Source organism: Waterburya sp. (assembly GCF_058530065.1).
Genome location: NZ_JBZNBU010000023.1, coordinates 1 through 16,928 on the forward strand (window position 1 = coordinate 1; position 16,928 = coordinate 16,928).

Here is a 16,928-nt window from a genome sequence, read left to right on the forward strand (position 1 = left end):
AAATAAAAAATTCTTCTTTTGTACCTTTGCGTCTCTGCCCAGAACACGAAGCTGGGCTTGCCCCGTTTGGCTCGGGGTAAACGGCTTTGCGAGAAACAAAATCCCAACAATATTAAGTGCAACTTCAAGGAGAAATGGTATTATTCCCTATTCCCTATTTCTAATTTGTAGTATTTTTTTGGGGATTTCATATAAGTGCATATCACACTAGGCTCTAACGTATCTTATTCATGTCCCAACAATTAAGGAGATCCCTCGACAATGGCTTTACTAATTACCTTGACTCTAACTACCATCGCAGGATATATCAAAATGACCGTCAATGAAGAAATTGAAGCTGTCTTCGCTGGTTTAGTTGCCTGTCTCGGTTTGTTTCTCAGTTTATTTTTTGCTCCTATTTATATCAAATTAGCTCTACTCGTTATATTATTAGTTTCACCTAAACTAAAGTAATCTGATTAACCAAAAAATAACCATTAGCAAAATTAAATTCCTTTAAAACCCACCTTTTCGTCCATTTCTTTTTCTAGAGGCTTATCGCGATCGCTTTGACGCAGCGCACCGATTTGATTGAGAATAATACCCAAAATAATGACGCTTCCCCCAATATAATGGGCTAGGGTAGGAACTTCTCCTAAAATAAGCAAAGCAAAAAGAATCCCCGCGATCGGACTAATAGAACTTGCTAGGGATACATCCGCAGCTTCGGTAGTTTTCAAACCCTTGAACCAGGCTAATTGTCCTCCCACTACAATTATCGCTCCATAAATTAACATCCATTGCCAAAGTAGTGGTGCAAAAACATCCATGAAATGACCGACACCATAAAATTTAATTGTCAAAGAGAAGAAAATCAACGTTCCCACAGCAGTACGAAAAATAGTAAATATTCCTAGAGGAATGTTATTTAACTTAATTTTAGTAATCAAATCGGACAAAGCTAAAGCGATCGCTCCTATTGCAGTCATTAATTCTCCTCGACCAACAGAAAAACCCGCCATTGCACTAGAGTTACTATCGACAGGTTGTAACAAAATGGTAAGCATTACCCCAACAAAAGCTAATACCGCCCCAATAATAATTTGATTGTTAACTCTGGCTTTGAGAATTAGCACTGATAGAGCAAGACTTATGGGAGGCTCAATTCTACCTATCAAAACTACATTATTAACTGCTGTCTGTTCTAAGGCAAAGAAAAACATAGCTGGTGCTAATGCCCCTGAAAGAGCAGCTACTAAAACCATACTGAGCCAATCTAGAGCAGAAAGCCGCCCCAGAGAACTAGAGTTCCATTCTCTACCGTAAATAACTATTAAAGCCAATAAAGCACAAATATTACCGACAAACAAAACATTACAAAAAGAAATGGGGTTTCGCCCATCAATTAAATTGTTTGCACCCAACTCTGTAAGCTTTCTGGTTACGGAATTGGAAGCAGCAAATATCAAGATTGCTATTAGCAGATAACCGCGCCCAGATATTCTATTTAACATCAACTAGCCTCTTCACTGTTCATTGACACAGTATCTTTGCAATAATCGATACAATCATCAAAATTCACTAGAAATTTTTACATATTAGTTTTTGATTTCAGCTAATTGAAAATAGCTAAATTGTTTTCTGATGATTTTTGTAGTCTAAATTAGAATAACAGTCTAAATGAACCTAGGCACGGACTCGCAGAGATATCTAGGGATGACGACTCAGAAAACACTATTTACCAACGTGCAGAACGTCATAAAAAATTAACAAAAAAGGCTTATTTTTAGCAATAATCACCAAGAAAATCTCAGCCTATTTTCATATATTTAATCTAGAGACACGAGCGATCGCTTTAATTGTTGTCCTAATCGCCGATCGATATTCATGAGATTGGCTCAGATTAATTTATCTAGAATTTATTAGTTATGTACGATTTCCCTACAGTAATACCAAAAATAACTAAAAATAAAACCCGCTCTCAAGATATCTCCACAGTTACAGCCGATCGCATTTTGATTATTGCTAAAGAAGAAAAACTAACTGAATTAATTACTATTAGATTAAGATGCCAAGGATATGAAGTAGAAGTATTTTATGATGGTATATCTGCTGCGATCGCCATTCATCAAAAAGAACCAGATTTAATTATTATAGATTGGACTTATTATTCTTTTCAAAACCTTAATATCTATTATTGTTTGCGTTCGACTAATAATTATGTGCCAATAGTTGCTTTTACTGAAGAACGAAGCGTCACTAAAAGAATCGAACTGTTAAATGCAGGAGCAGATTACTGTATTTCTAAACCTTTTGCGATCGCTGAGTTTATTGCGATTGTTAAAGCTCGTTTGCGTCAAAATAAACAGCCCAAATCTTCTATATTGGTTTTTTCCGATCTAGCTCTCAATACCCTCTCCAGGCAAGTTTATCGCCACAAACGTTTAATTATTTTTACGGCGAAAGAGTTCAATCTCTTGAAATATTTTATGCAGCATCCCCTTCAGGTATTAACTCGCGTTCAAATATTAGAAACTATTTGGGGAGTAGATTTTACGGGAGATTCCAATATTATTGAAGTTTATATTCGCTATCTACGAATGAAGCTAGAAGCAGAAGGGGAAAAACGTTTAATTCATACTATTAGAGGCGTGGGTTATGTTTTGCGCGTTGAGTGATTAACGGGAATCTTCAAAAAAGTTTTATCTGAACTAAAAAATTAACCGCATCTATCAAATTAATCATTGATAACTAACAATTGTTCATTATCCATCGATCAAAACTAGACGCGGTTGGTTAATTTAAGCTCTATACAGAAGCAGTTTCAGGAGACTTTACTCCATTGCTCTCTGCCGCTGCTTCTTTCTTTTGAATCCATAAAGAGGTGCAAGGAATTTTACTCTGATCGCAACGATCTGCATATTTTTTCGCTACTTCGGTTACCTCTTGAAGCAATCCTTGACTGAGAGTAGTCGGTTCTAATCCTAAATCCAAGAAGCGTTGATTTTTGACGAATAATTCGTTTTCTGGAGCTTCGTTGCGGGGATTTTTCAGGTAGGCAATTTCTCCCCCAGTCATATCTGCGACCATTTTAGCCAAATCCTTGACGCGATGGGTTTCGGTCATTTGATTTAAAATTCTGACTCGATCGCCTTTAGCAGGGGGATTTTCCACTGCTAGTTGCACGCAACGAACTGTATCCTTGATGTGAATAAAAGCTCTAGTTTGCCCGCCAGTACCGTGAACCGTAAGAGGATAGCCAATGGCAGCCTGCATTAAGAATCGATTTAATACCGTACCGTAGTCACCATCATAATCGAAGCGATTGACTAATTTGGGGTGCATCAAAGTTTCGGGGGTATTAGTTCCCCAAACAATACCTTGGTGCAAGTCGGTAACGCGGATTTCATCGTTTTTGTTGTAGTAATAGAAAAATAGCTGATCCTGAGTTTTGGTCATGTGATAAACACTACCAGGGTTAGCAGGATACAAAATTTCTTGCTGAATGCGATCGCCGCTATCGGTAACGACTTCTACATCTAGATAGCCTTCGGGAATTTTCATGCCCGCAGTACCATAGCCATAAACACCCATAGTACCTAAATGTACTAGATGAATATCCAAACCAGATTCAACAATGGCACAGAGTAAGTTATTCGTTGCGTTGAGGTTATTATTAACTGTATAACGTTTGTGCTTAGAAGACTTCATCGAATAGGGGGCAGCACGCTGTTCGGCAAAGTGAACGATCGCATCGGGTTTTTCTGCCAAAATCAGATTTAACAAGCGATCGTATTCTTCAGCTATATCTATATTGTGAAATTTAATTTCTTTACCTGAGACTTCTTTCCAAGTACTTAATCTTTGTCCAATAGGAGCAATAGGAGTTAGAGAACTAACTTCTAATTCATTGTCTATGTTGCGTCTAGATAGATTATCGACAATAACTACTTCATGGTCGAGATTCGATAAGTGTAATGAGGTAGGCCAGCCACAAAAACCGTCTCCCCCAAGAATGATAACTTTCATATTTTACTCCCAACTATAAAATTCAATAATTAAACGACTCTGTTTATAAACGAATCGTCAAAATAGCAACTTCAATTATTTAACCAAACTTTATGCCCTTATTTTCGTTTTTATGGCTTGACATCTAAAATTTGGTATTGAGCTTTGATGGTGAGAGCGATCGCTAATTTGGCTTTAAATCCCCATTATCTTTAGGTTTTGTTAATTTATTTTCCTGGAAAATTGTCTGCTTCAATTAGCTAATATTTCTGAGTTTGAATTGTGATTTGGTATACTTAAACTTCATTTTTAACTATAAAACGATAGTTAAAAACTTTAATTCAAAAAGATAGTGCAGAAATTAATTAGAACGGCTCTAATTTTGCCAGATCCCTTACCAATCAGTAATTTTAAAAAATTTGTGTCGAAAAAGCTGATAAGCATAGCCCGAAAAATGAGCCACAGGCAAAGTCATTATTACTATTCCACACATTAGCCAACGATTGAGAAAAGAAGGAGGAGACTTACCGTTCCCCCGCCACACTTCTTTGGCAAAACTGCCATTTAACTTCAGATTTACTCGCAAACTTTCGGCAAAAACAGCTATTATTCCTAAAATAAAAATTTCTTTAGTATGCAAATTTAGATTGAGTAATAACAAATCTAAAATTGTCCAAGAGATCGCACAACAAATAAAGATAAAAGGTAGCTTGCCTCTCAACTGAAAATCTTCCTTATGCTTAATAGTAGTTAAGAATCTACCTCGACCGTATTTAAAATACTGAATCCACAAAGATTTCCAGTCTTTTCTGGGATAATACCAAACTTTAATATCCGAACTTACATAAATTGCGTGGGAATATTGTTCTAATAATCTTTGATTTAGTTCGGCATCTTCATTAGTAATTTGATTGGAATAACCGCGAAGTTTTAATAAATTGTCCGACCACATACAACCTAAAAAAACTGTATCTACATAGCCGTTATAATGAGGATTGCGATATTTCGCTCCTCCATTACCCAAAATACTATTAGCAGCTAAGGCAACTCCCGCTTGAAACTTTTCTTGGGCGACAAAACGTTGCGCCCCACCGACATTAATCGCCTTAGTTGTTAACAAAGTATTAATACATTTGTCCACATAATCAGGAGCATATTGACAGTGAGCATCAGCACGCAAAAAAATATCTCCTCGACAAGCTTTTAAGCCAATATTTAATGCTGTTGACTGAATTGTGCGAGGATTGTGTAGCAATTTGACTTTTGAATATAGATTAGATAATTCTGCTACCTTAGCCCTCGTGTTATCGGTGCTATTGCCATCTACAACTAATATTTCTAAAATATTGGGATATTCAGAAGCTAAAAAACCACCTATTACAGCTTCAATATTGTCTTCTTCATTATAAGTCGGTATTATAATCGACACCGAAGGCTTTAAACTCACACTCATACTACAATAGTTACTGCTTATTTTATAGGCTGTTTTAGTTCGATTAAGACCATCCAGGCTTGATATTTAATTATTGGCAATCTCAATAAAATCCCATCAAGCCACTGACAACAATTAAGAGTGAATTTGAATCCAGGCTTGTTAGCTAAAAAAATTGCTGCCAGAGAAGTTAAATAAAAATAGCGGATCTTAGATTGTCCAAATCGATTGGAAATAGCTTTGAGATCCTGGGCTAAAAGGGGATGCTCGTCTTCAGAACGAAGATTGGGAGTACGATGGCGATATAGCTCGATCGCCAAATTATGACCCAAAGGTTCGATAAAAATCGCTTTGCCTTCTGGTTTGAGGGTTCTGACAATGGAATTGATGGCTCGTTCTAAATCTAAATGATGGAGAATACCAGAACCACAAATAAGATCGTAAGAACTTTCAGCAAATTCAAGCTGTTCGGCATTCATTATTTGAAAATCAATCCGCTCTTGCAAATTCCGCTCTTTAGCCGTTTGCCGTGCTGTTTCGATTGCTACGGAAGAAATATCAATACCCGTCACCAATTCTGCGCCATTTTCTGCTAGCAAAAAAGCAAAACTCCCCGTACCGCAACCATATTCAACCGCTCGCTTACCGCGACTGGATGCTAAAATCACGTTGCGATAGGCTCGAAAAATAGAACCCGCGATGCTGTAAAATTTGCCAACTTGTTTGCCTCTGCGATTCTCGCTATAACTTGCATCATGAAACTTTTGCTCTCGCTCTATTCTGCCATCCAGGGTCATAATCTTCTTTTACTTCAATATTTGCTTCAATAATTGTTATTTATAACCAAAGTTTGGCTGGTATCATTGCCAATCTTAAAATTGATTTGAGAAAGCAGTAAGTATCTACTTTTATACGCTTTAATTGGGACAAAGAAAAAAAGCGATCGCGAATTTGTCGGTGATAGCTAAATTGCTGAAAAACTCTCACCGAAGAAACTCCAGTCGTATCATAATAGGCAATGGGAAAATACAATAGAGTTGGACTAGAAACTAGATTAGCTCTGATATTGTATTCATAATCCATCTCTACTGCTAAAGCTTCGTTATAGCTGCCAACTTTAGCAATCAAATCGCGAGAATAAAATGTAGATTGGTGACAGACAGGATTTCCATAAAGAAACAAGCTACTATCCCAAGTTTGGTGTTGGGGACGATGATTTTTTAAATGTCTATTTTTGCTGACAGAAATTGTTTCTCCTGTTGCCCATAACCACTGATATTGCTCGTAAGATTCGACAACGCGATCGATTACATTTTCCTTGACTAAAGTATCTCCCCCATTCAAAAAAAGAATTAAATCTCCAGTACTGCGATCGATGCCATTATTAAAAGCAGAAGCGATTCCTTTCCCTTTTTGGGGGTAAAATAACAAATTTTTTTGGTGGCTAAAATTGCTGAGTTGGGCTATTTCTCTGGGTGAAGCCTGACGATAAATAACAATATGATTTATAGCTTGGTATGACTGCTGGCTAACATTATTTAAAGTCGCAAACAAAGCAACATCTATCTTACTAGTAATAGTTACTATATCTATGGATATTGTTTTGGACATTCTTCATTGCTATCTATATTAAATTATGGATTATTTATAGTGACAGCTTACTATATAAACTATGAAAAACTCGCAAGTATTTCTGGCTTTGTCGATTTAAAGCAAAATAAGTTATTGCCTTATCTCTACTTTTGGTTGCCAGCTTTTGATATCTATTGCTATGTTTTAAGATCCAATGAATTCCTGCTGCTAAATCTTCTGGTAAAAATGGTCGAGCTAAATACCCATTTTCTTGACTGTCTATTAAATCGGGTATGCCACCAATTGCAAAAGCAGCACAAGGAGTAGCGCAAAACATTGCTTCTAAAATAGTGTTGGGCAAGTTGTCTTGGATAGAAGGGGCAACAAAAACATCTGCGGCGGCATACAGTAGAGACAGGGAAACATCGTCGTTTAGTTTGCCGATGTAGCGCGTTTTAAAACCAAAATCGGGGGGGTTAGGCGGAGTAGATGCGCCAAAGACTATTAATTCTAGATCTTGAGGGGATTCTAAGCTTTGGAGTTTTTTCAAGGCAGCAAACAATAAAGAAAAGCCTTTGCGTTTATCTTGAGTGCTATCTAACGCTCCAAATAAAACAATTTTTTTATTCTGGGGCAAATTGAGAATTTTACGAGCGATTTCTGGGGGATGGGGCTGATAAATTTGCGGATCGATACCGTTACCAATAACTTCAATCGGAACATTTTTAAATAACGAGCTAGATTTAGCCCTGTCAGCTAGCCAATGACTGGGAGTAACAATAGTTAAGTTCAAATCTTGCCATGCTTTTGCTTTGCGTTGCCAGATCCAACGAGATAAATCCCAGTCACGACTGCTTCCCAGTTGGGGACAACTGCCACAGGATTGCTGATAGCGATCGCATTCTCCGCTGTAGTGGCAGCCTCCCGTAAATGCCCACATATCATGGAATGTCCATACTAAAGGCTTGTTTAACTTACCTATATCCTCTATGGGCAAAAACCCCCCGCAGATCCAGTGAAGATTAATTATGTCGGGATTAATGGCTTCAATTTTCTTGAGGATTTTGTTGGGCAACCATTGAGAAGAGTAAATATTAATCGTCGGATCGCGATCGCGATGTAATAAAAAAGGTATTTGGTCTAAAGCTGGTTTAATTGCCGCAATACCTCTGTCTATCTTACTAGTGGGAGCGATAATAGTGCGATCGCCTGTTTGTCTGACTTGAACTAGCATCTGGGAGTCTGCCCCCGCAGCCAACAAGCCTCGATGTAATCTATAAGCCGCACGAGAAGCTCCACCAGACACATCACCAACGCTAAGAATTAGAATTTTCAAATCAATCGGAGATAACTAGTTAACAATTAACAGTTAATAGTAATTGGTTATTGCTGACAAGCTGTGATCGCTCTATTTTCAAGCTAGATCTATTATCCCCTTCGTACTCAAACCGACTCTCTTTTTTCACAATTGATTTAGGACTGCTATATAATTAATCCAATTCCAAGTTAACTTTAAGACGATTTAGATTATCTTGCGGATCTATTTTTTTAATTGCGATCGCTTTAAGATGAGGAATTAAGGATTTAATGGCTAGTTTGGTTACTTTATAAAGAGGAATGCGATCTTCTAGCAAAGACTTGCCATTTTGCAGATCGATATAAGCCAAATCACGATTATTAAAAGGAAGAGAAGCAAAAATTTGTTGTAATTCTCTATTGTCTAAAAAAGTTTTATTTTTAAGTTTATTATCTGTCAGATTATTATCTTTGATTAAGATAGTTTGGGCAGCTAAATTCGTTCCTTCAATTGATAAAGCTGCTCCCAAAGTTGGTTGGTTTACTAATGATTTTAATTCTGTCGTCTTATTTAACCAAGCCGATAAGGCAACAACATCTCCATAGCCCAGGGCAATATAAGGTTGAGGCAAATTCTTTAAAACTGTTTGATAAGACAGAGATTGCTTCAGACTGAGATTGATTGCTTGAGCTTGATTAATTGCTGTTTTAATAATTTGTGGTTGATTGGCAAAAAGAACAAAATCTCCCACGACAGCACTACTCCATAAAGCATTGGGTTTCTGGGAGGAAATAATATTTGCCCCTTTATAAGACTCCAAATCGATCTTATTTTGCTCTTGATAAATATTAGCTAGAGATTTTTGGGCTAAATTAGTATTTTTTGTTGCAGCAGCTAAAATATAGCCTGGTTGCGCTCCATTTCGGGGATTGCGATCGCAGTCCAAACTAGTAATAGCAAAAGTAATTTCATCTCCCAACCAGGGTTTCAAGTCTCTTTGATAATTAAATCCTATTTTGGCAGTTAAATTCTTTTCCCAGGTTTGCCATTCTGCGCGATCGCTCTGACGTTTATTTAAAGGTACACTAGCCTGGCGCAAACCATAGATCTTTTCGGGATTACTCAACAAAGAAATCATTGCAGGAGCTTGTTTGGGAACAAATACCGTCCCTGTGGGAAATCGATTAACGCCCCCCCTTAAAAGAGCCAGAGAACTTTTACTGGTCAGCCAACCCATACCCAGCAACCCGAGCAAAAAAACACCGATCGAGCCGACGACAAGAATCCAGAAAAAAGAACGAAATTTCATTAAAATAGGAATTTTAAACTAGCAATCGTACTAGCGATTTTAGCTGCCAGCCAGGGGATCGATTTAGCAGATCGGTAAAAAAATTAACAATAGATCGCGATCGAAGTAAGGGAAAATCAAGACATAGCAAATTTTTTTAATCAATCATAATCACAATGTCCTACAGTAGTTCAATTCCTGAAATTGATGTTAGAGAGCTTGCCAGCCGTCTGGCAGAAGATACACAATCCTTGCAGCTAATCGATGTACGGGAAAGAAGCGAACATGAGATCGCTCAAATTCCCGCATTCGATTTATATCCCCTCAGTGAATTCGATCTCTGGTCGGAAAAAATCTTAATAGATCTCGAACCAGAGGCAGAAACTATAGTTATGTGTCATCATGGAATGCGATCGGCTCAACTTTGTTATTGGTTGTCTACGAGAGGGTTTAGTAAAGTACAAAATGTGATGGGAGGAATCGATGCTTATTCCCGTTTTGTAGATAATCGTATTAATCGTTACTAATGTACTTTTATACTCTCAAACTAAAGGTTATACTCAATCAAAAACATTCCTATTTTTATTAAATACACATTACTAATAAAATAATTATTTAATGGTACGTCAATCCGATCTTAATGCAAGATCTCAAAACATATTGAAAGCCACTATCAAGCATTATATTGCTACCGCAGAGCCAGTAGCTTCTAAAACTTTGGCACGAGAATATGATTTTAATGTTAGTTCTGCTACTATTCGCAATGTCATGGGACGTTTGGAAGAAGCAGGATTGCTATATCAACCCCACGTATCTGCGGGGAGAGTCCCTTCTGATTCTGGCTATCGCATCTATGTAGACCAACTAATTGTCCCCAACGGTAAAATACATCAAAAAATTCAAAATTCTCTACAACGAGAATTACAACTAGCTAGAGCAAACTTTGAAGCACTATTACAAAAAACAGCCAAAATTCTGGCAACATTAAGCGGTTATATTGCTTTAATTACTTTTCCCCAAAACCTTAACTGCACTTTACACCATCTTCAATTGGTTAGTGTAGGAGGCGATCGCGTGATGTTAATTGTCGTCACAGATTCTTTACAAACTCAATCTGTTTTAATTCAATCTCCTTTACAAACTGAAACCGAAAATGAATCGAATTTGGAAGGGGAATTAGAGCTATTATCTAACTTTCTTAATAGTCAACTAACGGGCAAAAGTTTAACGGAAATAGCCCAATTAGATTGGTCGGAATTAGACCGCAATTTTGCTAAGTATACTGACTTTTTTCAAACTCTCTTCGAGCAATTGAAAATGACTTTAAAAAGCGATAATTCCAATCCCATTCTCATTCATGGAGTGGCAGAATTTTTGCGTCATCCTGAATTTTCTCAACTCCAACAAGTACAAACTTTATTATCTTTGTTAGAAGAAAAACAAGAAGAATTACTACCAGTTATTTATACTTTCCCCGAATTAGAAGAGTCTTGGAAAAGAGTTAATATTACCATTGGCGAAGAAAATCATCTCGAACCAATGCAAAACTGTACCTTAATTTCTGCTAATTACTATCAAGACAATACTCCTGTTGGTAGCGTTGGTATTTTAGGTCCCAAACGGATGCTTTATGAAAATGCGATCGCTCTAGTCGAAAATACCGCTAACTATCTTTCTAATCCTTTTAAGAGGTTGATTTAGTTATTAGTTATTAGTTTTTTCTAATACATAAGTAAATGTTTAACTGCTAGCTCTATTTCGATTGAAATTAGCATCCAAAGCTCCTTTAGGATAAGCAATTCGTTTGTGATTGAATTGCTGCCAAACTCTAACAAACACATCCGCTACGATTGGCAACTCTTCGTAACTAAGTCCGCTGTCGAGTAATTGACCATCTTGCCAGCGAGATTTAAAAATCTTTTGCACTGTAGATAAGGCTTTTTTGGGGGTAGCTTCTCGGAGCGAGCGCAATGCTGCTTCGCAACCATCTGCTAGCATCATGATTCCCGCCTCGCGAGATTGAGGAATTGGCCCTTCATAGCGAAAATCCGATTCTGATACGGGGATTCCCTGGGTTTCTGCTTTCTGTTTTGCCTGATGATAAAAGTAGGCAATTAACAAAGTTCCTTGATGCTCTGGAATAAAGTCGCGGATTGCTTTGGGCAAACCATATCTTTTTGCCATTGCCAAACCTTCGCTGACGTGCTTCTTAATAATCTCCGCGCTCAACCAAGGATCGTCGATTTCATCGTGTTTGTTGGGACCTCCCATTTGGTTTTCAATAAAACCCAGAGGATCGTGCATTTTGCCCACGTCATGATATAAAGTTCCAGCCCTGATCAATTCAACGTTACAGTTTAATTCCCTAGCAGCAGCCTCTGCTAAAGAAGCAACAAACATTGTATGTTGAAATGTTCCTGGAGCTTCGGTGGCCAATCTTTTCAATAAGGGTAAATTGGGATTGGATAACTCTGCCAAGCGAATTGGAGTAACCAGGTCAAAAAATCTTTCTAAATAGGGAGAGATCCCAATTGCTATCACGCTCCAAGCAACTCCAAACAGCCCGCAAATCGTTGCATCGGGTAAAATAGCCGACCAAATCGTTTCGGGGCTAGCACTAGCGATTAAATTGCTAATTAAGTAGACCGATGCTTGAGATAATCCTACAGCAATTCCCAATCTGGCGATCTCCTCTCGAGATCGCAACCTACCAGCAAAAATAGCTGCAATTAAACCTCCCGCACACCCCGCCAATAAATAAGAATATCCGATTGTCTGATTGGTAAATACAATCAATCCAGCTACTAAGATTACCTGGCAGACTGCCAAACCTGGAGTGTAAAAACTACTTACCAGCAAACCAATAGCAGGCAAATTAGTATGGGGAAAGTTTAAGATGCTCAATAAAGGCGCGCTTAAGCTTAACAAGCAAAGAAGTAAATAATCGCGATTACGAATCGAGGTATATATTTGGCGTTGAATGACGAGAAATATACCCACAATCAAGCTAACAAATAACGCACATTCTCTCAAACCATTCCAATTAACTCCCCTCTGACTGAGTTTGAAACCATCGAGTAACACAAAGTCTGCTTGAGTAATTCTTTCTCCTTGTTCGACAATTACTTCTCCTTGTTCGATTTCCACAATTACTGTATTGATTGCCATTGCTGCTTTTTCAGCAATATTTCTGGTAGCATTCTTATCTTCTTCTAAATTGGGTTTGAGAATTTCTAGCAATAAATTATGTGCCAACAACTCAGCGTGTTTGGGTATGTCGGGGTTGAGTTGAGCAGAAACGGCTCGATCTAAGAGGTTAGATGGCATTCCTAAAGGAATCCCTTGAGTTAAAATGCGATCGAGAGCTAAAGAAATTGTTCTTTCGGTTGTTTTCCAGTCTTGTTCAGTTAAATCCAAAAGAATTATAATTTCTTTATCGTCCAAACGAACATTTTTTTTCTGAGCTAATTTTTTCCAAGCTTGGGAATAGCGGTAGCGAGTCAAAGTAATTTGAGCGATGAGAGTATTAAATTCGGTTTCGGAAGTTTGTTCTCGATAGGCTCTTAATTCTGAAGCTACTTGCTGTAGCTTGACATTAAAATCGGGTCTTGTTTCTAAAGATAAATTTTCATTGGGATTAGCAGACTTTTGGCGAAAATGTTGTGCCACAGAAGCCAACACTGCTTTAAATTCTTCTTCTGGACAAAAACGAATATATTTCTGACTCGATAAAGAAATTGCTTCTGGATTAAAAAAAGGAAAGGGTTCGGTTAATTTTCTTAATTCACTAACACTATCAAGATATGCTATTAATTCTTGTTTGATTTCCTCCGTCAGACTTTCATCTTGCTTGAGTATGGGAACAATTCCCGTTTGTATTTCTTTACGTCTTTCTAAAGTAGTTTTATTGTCTTCAAATTTTTCTGAATAGGGAGCTTTAATAGTGAGAGGTGAAATTTTGCCTACGGTTAATTGAGGCTGATTGTAGAAACGATAGCCTACCACCCCAGTCAAAGTGCTAACAGCAAACAGCAGCATGATTAAGAGATTTCTCAATCTATTTTTTCGGTGTTTTCTTTTGAAGGGAGAATATGCTGCAAACTTAACAGCTTTATTTGAGTTTTTTTGCCACCAAAAAACTCTGGGATCTAAATACCTTTCTCGCCATCCCGCTAAATACTGTATAAGTGAATGCCAGCTTTTCATCATAGGTGAAGACCAATAAAGGCTATAAAAACACTTTGCTTAATGACAAACAACTAATTAAATTACTTTCTTAATTAATTTAGAATTACTACATACAGTTAATCAATTTAACTCAGATCTGATTTTTGGGAAATAATTTGCAAATTTTGACGGGGTTGAATTATCTTAGGAATAGCTATTGCTTCAACATCTGGATCGCAGATATAATTTTCATTATCCTGCGGATTGTACACACCAAGCCAAGTTGTAAATAGTTTTTTAGCCGTATTTTGAATTTGTCGCCAACTACGAGCGCGACTAGCCAAAAAAAGCCAATTGTGAGGAATTCCTCCCATACCATTGTACGCCCCAGATATAGTTCCAGTGAGCATGGCAATCTCAGAGGAAAGAGGGCTATTTATTTGATTGGCACGTTTAATTGAAAGCATAAAATTTCTGGGTGTAGAAGCAAAACAATATAAAGATAGAGCGATCGCCAAGCTAGCATTAGCCTGGGTTTTTGTTCCCAGATTTTCTGGTTGATGTAATTGTTCGGTTAATTGTTGTAGGGTCGAACTATTGTTTTCGGCTTGACTAACTAGCTCTAATTTTTTAGCCCAAGAAGTTGTCTCAAGCTTCACACCACTTAATACTTGCTCGAACGCCATACCGATATGGGACTCTTCAAATTTAAACCGATTTGTTAAAGCCAAGATAATGAGATAACTCCATATTAGAATATCTTCTTGTATTTCCGTCTTATTAATTAACTCAAACTTATGTTGAGCAATAATTTCTGTATATATATTTTTATCAGGTCGCTCGGATAAAAATAGAGGGAGTAGGAGAGAAAGTATCCTTTCGGGAGAATTTGACAGTAATAGAGATTTTAAGTGAGACTTAAGCTTCATTTGGTGACTATTTTCTAAAATAAACCTAGCCATACTCTCTCGTTCGGCGATCCAAGAGGGGAACTGACCGCTAAAATTGGCATTTTCTGGTTTTTTCTTGAAATAACTTCCCCAACCAGAGCCGATAATTCCCCCCAGCCAAGCTCCTTGAAAGCGATCGAAAGTGGAATAATTACTCATGACAAGTCCTCTATTTGAATAATTTAATTACAGTTTTATTGGAGTTTTTGTAAGTGATAAGATACATAGAGATTCTTAGCTATTATGTTGCATAAATGTTAGTTACTACCACCGATACAATTCAAAATCAGTCTATTGATGCCTACCTGGGAATAGTTACAGCAGAGGTAGTTTATGGAACAAATGTTTTAAAAGATTTTTTTGCTAGCATTCGAGATACTTTAGGGGGGCGCACGGGGAGCTACGAAAGAGTATTTGAAAAAGGACAGCAAAAAGCGATTGAAGAACTCAAACAACGGGCGAGTAAGCTCAATGCAGATGCAGTAATTGGCATTGAAATCGATACGGGTACGATAAGTGTGGATAATAGAGGAGTATTACTTTTAATTACTGCTACGGGAACTGCCGTGAAATTGGGCTAAGAAAACTCTATTGCCTGATTATCCAGCAAAATGACCAAAATATATTTATGTCAACTCAAGAAAGTAATTTAGCCGCACCTGCAACTTTTCCCATTCTCAGTCTTTACGTTCATCTTCTGGATGACTATCAAAATTGGTTATTAGCTAGATTGGATCAAGGGATTGGCACTCACGTAGTTACCTTAAATGCAGAAATGACCATGATGGCGGAAAGTAACCCCGCTCTCAGCCAAGCTATTCAAAAGGCAGAGCTAGTTATTCCCGATGGTGCGGGAATTATTATTCATATGCGTTTGCGGGGTGTCAAACACCAACGTTGTCCTGGTATAGAATTAGCTGAATCTTTAATTGTCGCTGCGGGAGAACATAATTGCGATCGCACTCTTTGCTTTTTTGGTGGAACTCCCGAAACAGCCAAAAACGCCCTGAATAATTGGCAGCTAAAATATCCCCACCTCAAAATTTTAAGTCAAGATGGATATATTTCTACGGCAGAAGAAATTACCTGGAAAAAAACTTTAGCCAAACAACAACCTCAAATTATTTTTGTGGGCATAGGAGTACCCAGACAAGAACTTTGGATTAGAGAAAATCGACATTTGTGTCCCAATTCTATTTGGATTGGAGTTGGGGGGAGTTTTGATATTTGGGCTGGTAATAAAACTCGCGCTCCTCAATGGTTGAGAAACAATAATTTAGAATGGTCTTATCGTCTCTATCAAGAACCTTGGCGTTGGCGCAGAATGCTTTCTCTACCCAAATTCTTTTGGCGTTCTTTGCGGGCTTAATTAGTTTCATATGTTAGATTAAAAACAAAAAAAGCGAAAATAGTACAATACCATTCCCGCCTCGATCGTTATCTTTTAGACGATTAATTACTGTTTAATAGAAGATTCAATAATTTTACTATCAATAAACGGCGCGCTAGCTACTTCTGATAAACCAATAGAGGTTAATAACTCCGACCATTTAGCTCTAACTAAAGGTTGCTCCACTTCAGACTGATAATTATCGGCTAAAACAGAAAGGGCATCATACCAGAAACCTTGTTGATGATATAGTTCGGCTTGTTGAATAGAATTAACTCGTTCTAATTTTTGCTGGGCAATAGTATCGATTTTTGACTGACGCATCCAACCTTCTACAACAATATCTCGCGATCGCTGTTGAGGATTACAAATCATAGAAAGATACCAGTGATAGTTGGCATCATTTTCGATGAAATTTGCTTGCACTTTATCGGGAATATCTACACTCATGACTCCTTCCCCTTCCGTAGTCAAGAAGGCTTCGTAGATTAATTCATCTTGTTGGTTGCGCAGTACAAATTCTAAAGTTTTTTGATTATTTACTTTAGGCACGTAAAAGAATAGTTTGGGCGAAGTAGAAGCGTTAATTCCTATGGTTTTTTCAGGAATCAATGCAACTAAATTATGGGTATTAACATTAGCTACACAACTATTTTGCAGATCTCCTCTACTTCCTCCATCGCGACGATGAGTGGGCAAACCATAATCGGCATAATTGTTTGCTACCTTAGTCTGTTCTGCTCTTACTGGTGCTACAACGCTGGTTAAAATTACGTTGACAATTGCCAATAAACTAATTAAACTAACAAATTTATATTTTAAAAAATTTACTTTAAACATTATTT

General features: G+C 37.5%; 16 protein-coding genes. 6 read left to right on the plus strand and 10 right to left on the minus strand.

The window, feature by feature from the left end; translation table 11 throughout:
- Positions 1 to 261 precede the first annotated feature (261 nt).
- Positions 262 to 453 (plus strand): hypothetical protein, encoded by a 192-nt coding sequence (locus AC33VI_RS01415; RefSeq protein ID WP_491780486.1) that lies wholly within the window; start codon positions 262 to 264, stop codon positions 451 to 453.
- 32 nt (positions 454 to 485) lie between these two features.
- Here AC33VI_RS01415 and AC33VI_RS01420 read toward each other — a convergent pair whose 3' ends face one another.
- A complete protein-coding gene (locus AC33VI_RS01420; protein WP_491780487.1) occupies positions 486 to 1,493 on the minus strand; it encodes a DMT family transporter in 1,008 nt (335 codons plus the stop codon).
- 414 nt (positions 1,494 to 1,907) lie between these two features.
- Between AC33VI_RS01420 and AC33VI_RS01425 the strand changes: the two genes are divergently transcribed.
- Complete coding sequence (locus tag AC33VI_RS01425; protein WP_491780488.1) at positions 1,908 to 2,657, plus strand: response regulator transcription factor; 750 nt, start codon at positions 1,908 to 1,910, stop codon at positions 2,655 to 2,657.
- 130 nt (positions 2,658 to 2,787) lie between these two features.
- Here the strand turns inward: AC33VI_RS01425 and AC33VI_RS01430 are convergent, their stop codons facing one another.
- The 6 genes from AC33VI_RS01430 to AC33VI_RS01455 form a co-directional block, all read right to left on the minus strand.
- The gene (locus tag AC33VI_RS01430; RefSeq protein WP_491780489.1) at positions 2,788 to 4,008 is read right to left on the minus strand and encodes an NAD-dependent epimerase/dehydratase family protein; all 1,221 of its coding nucleotides are present in this window, start codon (positions 4,006 to 4,008) and stop codon (positions 2,788 to 2,790) included.
- 373 nt (positions 4,009 to 4,381) lie between these two features.
- Positions 4,382 to 5,416, minus strand: a complete 1,035-nt coding sequence (locus tag AC33VI_RS01435; protein ID WP_491780490.1) for a glycosyltransferase family 2 protein — start codon at positions 5,414 to 5,416, stop codon at positions 4,382 to 4,384.
- Positions 5,417 to 5,457: 41 nt separating this feature from the next.
- On the minus strand, positions 5,458 to 6,216 hold the full coding sequence (locus tag AC33VI_RS01440) for a class I SAM-dependent methyltransferase (RefSeq protein WP_491780491.1): 759 nt from the start codon (positions 6,214 to 6,216) through the stop codon (positions 5,458 to 5,460).
- A 40-nt stretch (positions 6,217 to 6,256) separates the two neighbouring features.
- Positions 6,257 to 7,030 carry a glycosyltransferase gene (locus AC33VI_RS01445; RefSeq protein WP_491780492.1) on the minus strand — a complete coding sequence of 258 codons (774 nt, stop codon included), beginning with the start codon at positions 7,028 to 7,030 and terminating at the stop codon, positions 6,257 to 6,259.
- Positions 7,031 to 7,064: 34 nt separating this feature from the next.
- Complete coding sequence (locus AC33VI_RS01450; RefSeq protein WP_491780493.1) at positions 7,065 to 8,327, minus strand: glycosyltransferase family 4 protein; 1,263 nt, start codon at positions 8,325 to 8,327, stop codon at positions 7,065 to 7,067.
- 154 nt (positions 8,328 to 8,481) lie between these two features.
- Positions 8,482 to 9,597 carry a DUF3352 domain-containing protein gene (locus AC33VI_RS01455; protein WP_491780494.1) on the minus strand — a complete coding sequence of 372 codons (1,116 nt, stop codon included), beginning with the start codon at positions 9,595 to 9,597 and terminating at the stop codon, positions 8,482 to 8,484.
- Between the two features lie 155 nt (positions 9,598 to 9,752).
- On the opposite strand from AC33VI_RS01455, the gene AC33VI_RS01460 reads away from it, so the two are divergent.
- Positions 9,753 to 10,103 carry a rhodanese-like domain-containing protein gene (locus tag AC33VI_RS01460; protein WP_491780495.1) on the plus strand — a complete coding sequence of 117 codons (351 nt, stop codon included), beginning with the start codon at positions 9,753 to 9,755 and terminating at the stop codon, positions 10,101 to 10,103.
- Positions 10,104 to 10,194: 91 nt separating this feature from the next.
- Complete coding sequence (gene hrcA, locus AC33VI_RS01465) at positions 10,195 to 11,277, plus strand: heat-inducible transcriptional repressor HrcA (RefSeq protein ID WP_491780496.1); 1,083 nt, start codon at positions 10,195 to 10,197, stop codon at positions 11,275 to 11,277.
- 39 nt (positions 11,278 to 11,316) lie between these two features.
- Here hrcA and AC33VI_RS01470 read toward each other — a convergent pair whose 3' ends face one another.
- Both AC33VI_RS01470 and AC33VI_RS01475 read right to left on the minus strand, forming a co-directional pair.
- Positions 11,317 to 13,614, minus strand: coding sequence for an HD family phosphohydrolase (locus AC33VI_RS01470; RefSeq protein WP_491780497.1), 2,298 nt, complete (start codon positions 13,612 to 13,614; stop codon positions 11,317 to 11,319).
- Positions 13,615 to 13,889: 275 nt separating this feature from the next.
- Entirely contained in the window at positions 13,890 to 14,852 is a 963-nt protein-coding gene (locus AC33VI_RS01475) for an ADP-ribosylglycohydrolase family protein (protein ID WP_491780498.1), read from the minus strand.
- Between the two features lie 95 nt (positions 14,853 to 14,947).
- Between AC33VI_RS01475 and AC33VI_RS01480 the strand changes: the two genes are divergently transcribed.
- Positions 14,948 to 15,274 (plus strand): YbjQ family protein, encoded by a 327-nt coding sequence (locus tag AC33VI_RS01480; protein ID WP_491780499.1) that lies wholly within the window; start codon positions 14,948 to 14,950, stop codon positions 15,272 to 15,274.
- Between the two features lie 47 nt (positions 15,275 to 15,321).
- On the plus strand, positions 15,322 to 16,062 hold the full coding sequence (locus AC33VI_RS01485; RefSeq protein ID WP_491780500.1) for a WecB/TagA/CpsF family glycosyltransferase: 741 nt from the start codon (positions 15,322 to 15,324) through the stop codon (positions 16,060 to 16,062).
- An 87-nt stretch (positions 16,063 to 16,149) separates the two neighbouring features.
- On the opposite strand, the gene AC33VI_RS01490 is transcribed toward AC33VI_RS01485, so the two are convergent.
- Positions 16,150 to 16,923, minus strand: coding sequence for a DUF928 domain-containing protein (locus AC33VI_RS01490; protein WP_491780501.1), 774 nt, complete (start codon positions 16,921 to 16,923; stop codon positions 16,150 to 16,152).
- Positions 16,924 to 16,928 lie beyond the last annotated feature (5 nt).